7 protein-coding genes are annotated in these 6,849 nt (G+C 50.5%); all 7 read right to left on the bottom strand.

All coding sequences use genetic code 11. From position 1 onward, the window contains the following. On the bottom strand, positions 1-305 hold a 305-nt coding region (locus BLS15_RS25895), incomplete at its 3' end, for a transposase (protein ID WP_254777408.1). A gap of 178 nt (positions 306-483) precedes the next feature. Continuing rightward, a complete protein-coding gene (locus BLS15_RS25890) occupies positions 484-1,311 on the bottom strand; it encodes an energy-coupling factor transporter transmembrane component T family protein (protein ID WP_021257198.1) in 828 nt (275 codons plus the stop codon). Then, entirely contained in the window at positions 1,304-3,016 is a 1,713-nt protein-coding gene (locus BLS15_RS25885; protein ID WP_021257199.1) for an ABC transporter ATP-binding protein, read from the bottom strand. Before BLS15_RS25885 ends, BLS15_RS25890 begins: the two co-directional genes overlap by 8 nt. A 38-nt stretch (positions 3,017-3,054) precedes the next feature. Next, positions 3,055-3,618 (bottom strand): ECF-type riboflavin transporter substrate-binding protein, encoded by a 564-nt coding sequence (locus BLS15_RS25880; RefSeq protein ID WP_021257200.1) that lies wholly within the window; start codon positions 3,616-3,618, stop codon positions 3,055-3,057. 302 nt (positions 3,619-3,920) lie between these two features. Further along, complete coding sequence (fni, locus tag BLS15_RS25875; RefSeq protein WP_021257201.1) at positions 3,921-4,973, bottom strand: type 2 isopentenyl-diphosphate Delta-isomerase; 1,053 nt, start codon at positions 4,971-4,973, stop codon at positions 3,921-3,923. An 88-nt stretch (positions 4,974-5,061) separates the two neighbouring features. Further along, complete coding sequence (sdaAA, locus tag BLS15_RS25870) at positions 5,062-5,952, bottom strand: L-serine ammonia-lyase, iron-sulfur-dependent, subunit alpha (protein ID WP_021257202.1); 891 nt, start codon at positions 5,950-5,952, stop codon at positions 5,062-5,064. A gap of 27 nt (positions 5,953-5,979) precedes the next feature. Beyond that, positions 5,980-6,642, bottom strand: a complete 663-nt coding sequence (gene sdaAB / locus BLS15_RS25865) for an L-serine ammonia-lyase, iron-sulfur-dependent subunit beta (RefSeq protein ID WP_021257203.1) — start codon at positions 6,640-6,642, stop codon at positions 5,980-5,982. Positions 6,643-6,849 lie beyond the last annotated feature (207 nt).

Here is a 6,849-nt window from a genome sequence, read left to right as displayed (position 1 = left end):
CTTTTGAGTCGTACCTCCTGCACCCAGATTTCCAAACACTTTTTTAGCATTTCGTTCTCCCGTTTTAGCTGATTTAGGTAACGGTCTTGATCGATATATTGCTGGCGTCTTCCCCGTTGATCCAGAAGCCCAAATTCGCCCTTTTCACGATATTTCCGCATCCATTTCTTCATCCTCTGTTTATCATGAATTCCGAGATGTTCATTGATCTGCCGATAAGTCCACTTTTTCTCGACATGTAGACGAATAGCTTCAGCCTTTAGTTCTTCTGAATATGTTTTGAACTTCTGTCCTTTGATAGCCATAAAAAATGCACCCCCTATAATAGATTCATCGGACGTAACACGAAGGGTGTTTATCCAATGTCTACTATAAGGGGTGCACTTCAGTGTCCCAGATAGTCATGCACAGCATCATGCATGCTCTATCCTAGAGGAACCCAAGAGGGTGTATATACATTACGATTCCTTCGTTACGAATTCGTTAAAATGGATACCAAAATGTTCCGAACCCTTGCACTCGCCATATAATCGCTGCAGCAAGCACGAGTATGCTGACGCTGACCACGATATAATCCTTACGATGCCATTCCGTCGACGAGAACCACGTACGCTTCGAATGCTTCCCGAAGCCGCGCAAATCCATTGCATTGGATATCGTCTCAATGCGATGCAGCGAGGAGAGTACGAGCGGTGTCGTAATGGATACAAAATGCTTAAGCCTCTGCACAATCGTGCCCTCGCCCTTGCCGAATCCAAGTCCACGCGCCTGCATGGCATTCGAGATATGCCGGAATTCCGCCTGCAAATCTGGAATATAGCGGAATGCGATACTGAACGCATAGGCGATTTTGTAAGGAACGCCGATTCGATTCAAGCTGCTCGCCATCCGTGTCGGATGCGTCGTATAGATGAACAAGACGGTTATCGGCATAAGAGACATATACTTCATGGACAATGTAAATACATAGATAACAGTCTCCAGCGTCAATACGTTGTAGCCCATATCGAGAAGCACAGTAGTCGTACCTGTCAATGTACTGCCATAAGCCGGTGTAATTAATAAACTGAAAAAAGAATTGAATATATTAAATACGATCATCAGCCAGACGAGCAGCCGAATTCGCTTCCATGGCAACTGTGCATTGATAAGAAGGACAAGACCAATCCCAAACAGGGGCACGAAAATTCGCAAATCCTGAAATAAAAATACGATTACGGTCCACACAGCCAGCACAAGCATCTTCGCTGCTCCATCCATACGATGGAACAGCGTATCCCGTTCAATATAGAGCATACCTGACTTACTCATGACGCTTCACCCGCTTCTCGTGGTCAATGAATTTGCGCACAAGCGCCTCCGGCTCGCACAAGCCAGTCAGACGGGCAAGCGTGCCAAGTGAAGTCTCCTTCACATTGGCTCGTTCAATCGCCTCCATATGGGTCAGCACATGAGCGGTATCGCCAATTGCAATCAGCTCCCCATTGCATAATACAGCTGCACGCTCCGTATATTCCAAGGCTAAGTGCATATCATGGGTAATGAACAGGAAGGACATGCCGCTGTCCGCCAGCTCAGAAATAAAACTCATAAACTCCGTATAGTGCTTATGATCTTGACCTGCTGTCGGCTCGTCCAGAATCATAAGACTCGGCTTCATGGCTAAAATCGAAGCAATGGTCACCCGCTTCTTCTGACCATAACTGAGCGCAGATACCGGCCATTCCCGATATCCGTATAGACCGCATATACGCAGTGTCTCCTCAACGCGCGCCATGACCTTTTCTTCCTTCATGCCTCGCATACGCAGTCCGAAGGCTACTTCTTCACGAATCATAGGCTGTGTAATCATGTGGTTCGGGTTCTGCATCACATATCCGATATGTCGGCCCCTTTTTCGAATCGACCACGAGCGGATATCTTCCCCATTTAGTTTGATCGTGCCCGCCGTCGGCGCAGCTATTCCCGTCAACAAATGCGATAGCGTGGACTTGCCTGCGCCATTGTTCCCGAGCAGTGCCATTCGCTCGCCAGCACCAATCGTCAGCGATACTCCCCGAATCACTTCCCGTTCGCCATCATAAGAGAAGCGAACATTATCCATCTCCAGCATCGAAGTCCGTTCTGTCTGGCGAGTGGCATCCCCTTCGCCAGCGACCCAATTGGATAGGCATTCCCTTGCCTCATCATTGTTGCTAATCGCAAGAAGAGAAGAAGGCTTGTCCTCAGGCTTGCATACATAGCCAGCATATTTCAGCGCAGAGACATATAAAGGCTCTCTTAATCCATGCTGCTGCATGATAGAAGAAGCCAGCATCTCATCGGGCGTTCCGATCTGAACAATACGACCTTCTGACATGAGGACAATGCGATCAACATGCTGCTCCAGTACATCCTCAATCCGATGCTCAATAATAATAATCGTCTTATTTGTCTCGCTATGAATATGATCCATCAACTCGATGGCCTGCTTGCCGCTTGCCGGATCCAGGTTCGCAAGCGGCTCATCGAACAGCAAAATATCCGCATCCATCGACAGCACACCAGCCAGCGACACACGCTGCTTCTGACCGCCCGACAGTTCATGCGGACTATGATCGATATAAGGAAGCATGTCCACGACTTCCAATGCCTTCGTCACCTTAGGCTTCATATCCGCCGTTTTCATGCAATCATTTTCAAAAGCGAACGCTACGTCTTCCCCTACCGACAGACCAATGAACTGTCCATCCTGATCCTGCAGGATCGTCCCAACGCTGCGGCTAATCTCAAAAATGCTAAGCTCTGAGGGACGCTTCCCCTTAAGCGTGTACTCTCCCGTTATCGTTCCACTGTACGTAAAAGGAATTAGCCCATTCATACAATGGGCCAAAGTCGATTTGCCGCAGCCGCTTGGGCCGGCAATTAATATTTTTTCTCCTGGGTAAATATCCAGGTTCACATTTCGCAATGTCGGTTCGGACAAACTGCGGTATTGAAAGCTAAAATCTCGAAACGAGATAAGCGGTTCTTTCATTGAATCTGTAGCTCCTGTCTTCAAACTTGGGCGCTGCATTATTTCTGCACTCGCAGATTCGAGTTGTTGCGATTCATTTGAAGTAGTGCCAGCACAGCCAACAATCCAAGCACCAAGTGAACGCCAATATTCGCCAGCGTGGAAGCCGTGAACTGTACCCACATCTTATCTGCTGGCTCTCCGAACAAATACACATCTAAAATACTGGACACACCAAAGCCAACAGCAAGCGCAAGCGATCCGGTTATCGCCAATGCTACAATGCTGCCCTTCGAGGAGCGTCCTTCCTTAATGTTGAATGACGAATTCAAATACACAAGTCCCATCCCAAAGCCGGATATAGCCGACCCGAGCACCCATGTCCACCAGATTGTTCCGCCGCCCCAAGTCAAATCAGTAATGATATGCCCGATGGCTCCACTCAAAAATCCAACAATCGGTCCAAACATGGCACCGAAGATGGTCAGAATGGCAATTGCCGGACGCAATCCGGTCTGCGGCACTAACGGAATAGTGACTGTGCTTAGCAAGCCGTACAATGCTGCCCCGATGCCGATGGCGACTACCGTTTTGGTGTTAAAGTCGAAAATTGATTGCTTCATCCTTATGCAACCCTTCCTTCTCACTCAAAATAGGTATCGACGCTCGCCCGTTCGAGAGGTGGCCTCATCACGATTTATTAAATCCGAACGTTAGATTGTGATTCCAATCATAATATAAAGGATTTTCCATAGTATGGATACAGGTTTTTATTTCCAAAACCGAGTTTTTCTAGCCTTTTGCACCGAAAACTAGGGATTATTGGGAGGAAACCATATATTTTATCTATAAAAGCAATAGATATAACGATATTATTCCGTTTATCCCGAATTATGCCGATCAGATATTCAATCCACAGTGACGATTACAGCAGCCGAACCAAACGTTCGGTATGACGCAGTTCTTGTATCGTACGCACCCCAATGCCGAACATGGCAATCCGCAACTCAGCTTCCACCTGAGCCAGAACCTGATCAACCGCTTCTTCGGAATCTGCTGCTGCAGCAAGCAGTGAGCGCCCGAAACCAGCCACGTCGGCACCAAGAGCAATCGACTTGGCCGCATCGACTCCTGTATGTAATCCGCCGCTCGCGATAACAGGCTGATTCGGCAGTGCTTTGCGTACCTGCTGCACACTGACTGCGGTCGGAATGCCCCAATCGGCAAAGGCCTCCGCGGCACGCTGCATGACAGCATCGCGAGCACGCAGTTTCTCAACCTGGCTCCATGAGGTTCCACCCGCCCCTGCAACATCGATGAAGGCTACGCCTGCTTCCACAAGCTGCTTCGCTGTATCCGGCGCAATGCCCCAGCCAACCTCTTTCACGCCGACCGGCACGTCCAACTCGCGGCATAGCTGCTCGATACGGCGAAGCAGACCGGAGAAATTGACATCCCCCTCCGGCTGGAACACTTCCTGCATCGCATTCAAATGCAAAATAAGCCCGTCCGCCTCGACGAGCTCTACCGCACGGCGGCACTGCTCAATTCCCATCCCAACATTAAGCTGAACGGCACCAATATTGGAGTATAACGGAATGGTAGGGGCTAGGTCGCGGATGCGAAACGTACCCGCGACCTCGGGATTCTCCACCGCAGCGCGTACGGAGCCTACACCCATCGCCCAGCCCCGGGCTTCAGCCACGGCAGCCAGCCTGCGATTGATTGGCGCCGCATGACTGCTTCCTCCAGTCATAGAGCTAATCAGCAGCGGTGTGCGAACTTCCTTGCCAAGCCATTCTGTCTTCAATTCGATCTCCCGAAAATCAACTTCGGGCAGTGCCTGATGGACGAAGCGATATTGCTCCAGCCCTGTTGTTATCCCTACTCCGTTCACTGGTTGTTCGAGGCATATTCGAATATGCTCTGTCTTGCGCTGCTCGGTCAACGATGCCGAATCTGGCTGACGTTCCCGCATCGGCGCACCTCCTCACCTGATCGTATGTGCAGTTATGGCCTGTCAGCTACAGTTTGCAATTCTCCTTCATCCGCCGTTCAAGCCCCGATTAACCCTCTTCCTTCGGTTCTTCCGCACCGAAAATTTGCCGCTTCAATCGCTCTCCCGTTGGCGTAACCGCAAGCCCTCCGCGCGCCGTCTCCCGCATCGTCGATGGCATCGTCTGCCCAATGCGGAACATCGCCTCAATCACCTCGTCGCACGGGATGACACTCTCTACACCCGCCAGTGCCATATCTGCTGCGACCATGGCAATCGCTGCGCCCATAGCATTTCGTTTCACGCATGGCACTTCCACGAGACCTGCAACAGGATCGCAGACGAGACCCAGCATGTTCTTCAGTGCAATTGCCATCGCATGCGCGGATTGCTTAGGGCTTCCCCCTGCCAATTCAGCAATGGCAGCCGCAGCCATCCCAGCTGCTGATCCGACTTCTGCCTGGCAGCCGCCAGCTGCTCCGCTGATCGATGCATTGTTCGCAACGACAAGTCCGAACGCACCGGATGTGAACAAGAATTCCACCATCTGCTCGCGGGTAGGATTTAATTTGTCCTTCAATGCAAACAAGGTTCCTGGAACAACTCCAGCCGAACCCGCGGTCGGCGTGGCACAGATAAGCCCCATCGCAGCATTGACTTCATTCGTTGCGACCGCCTTGCTCACGGCATCTAGCAGCGTGTCCCCACAGAGGGACTGTCCAGATTGAATATATTGTTGAAGCTTTACCGCATCGCCGCCGGTCAGCCCAGAATGGGAACGAACGCCTGCTAAGCCGCGCTCAACTGCCTGCTCCATCACATCCAAGTTCCGCGTCATCTGCTCGATCACCTTCTCACGCGAGCATTGACGCACTTCCATTTCCTGCTCAATCATCACATCGGAGATTTTACACTGTCGTTCTTCAGTAATTGCGATTAATTCTGCCACATTGCGAAACATAACTGCTCCTCCTTCCTTCTATCGTATTTAGTCTTCCATTCGAAGCACACGATTTACTCCAGGGAGCTCTCGAATTTGCTGCAGGATTGGTTCGGCAATCGCCTCATCCGTCTCAATGACCATGAGCGCCATCTTCCCCTTCTCCTTGCGGCTTACTTCCATATGCCCGATATTCACCTGTTCTCCGCTCAATATATTGGTCACACCCGCAATAACTCCATACCGGTCATGATTCATAACGAGTATCGCAGGACACTGCCCAGAGAGCTTCAGACGGAACCCGTCCAGCTCTGTAATTTCAACCTTCCCGCCACCGATTGAGATTCCTGCAACCTCCATCTCATCGTGCTCGTCCGTCATCCGAATGCGGGCAGTGTTGGGATGCTCCGGTACAGCTTCCTCAGGTGTGATGATGACTTCCATTCCTGCGTCTTCTGCATATTTCAATGAGTCCGGCAATCTTGCATCGTTCGTATCGTAATCGAGCACGCCAGCAACAATGGCAACATCTGTCGCATGCCCCCGGTAAGTCTCAGCGAATGAGCCGTATAGGGAGATATGAACCCGCTTCGGCTGTCTGCCGAAAATACTTCGTGCCAATCGACCAATCTTTGCTGCTCCCGCTGTATGCGAGCTGGATGGCCCCACCATGATTGGGCCGATAATGTCAAATACACTGCGATATTTCATCGCGCTTCCCCCTTCGTCGACATCCCCTTCTCATCATGCACACGCTTGGTCACGATCTATCATTACATAGCTATTAGCGCACGAACAGCGTAGGATTGAGATACAATAAGATCCGCTTCTGCTTCTCACCTATCTGCTAATGCGCTGCAATGCTGTCGTTATCATTCCGTGCTAGGATTAGGTTCCACTACCTTCTATATTGTACGC

Origin of the sequence: Paenibacillus sp. cl6col (assembly GCF_900102125.1) — a bacterium.
GTDB classification, from domain to species: Bacteria; Bacillota; Bacilli; order Paenibacillales; family Paenibacillaceae; genus Paenibacillus_B; species Paenibacillus_B suaedae.
The sequence above is the reverse complement of the archived record's forward strand: the minus strand, read 5'-3'. Positions and strand labels throughout refer to the sequence as shown.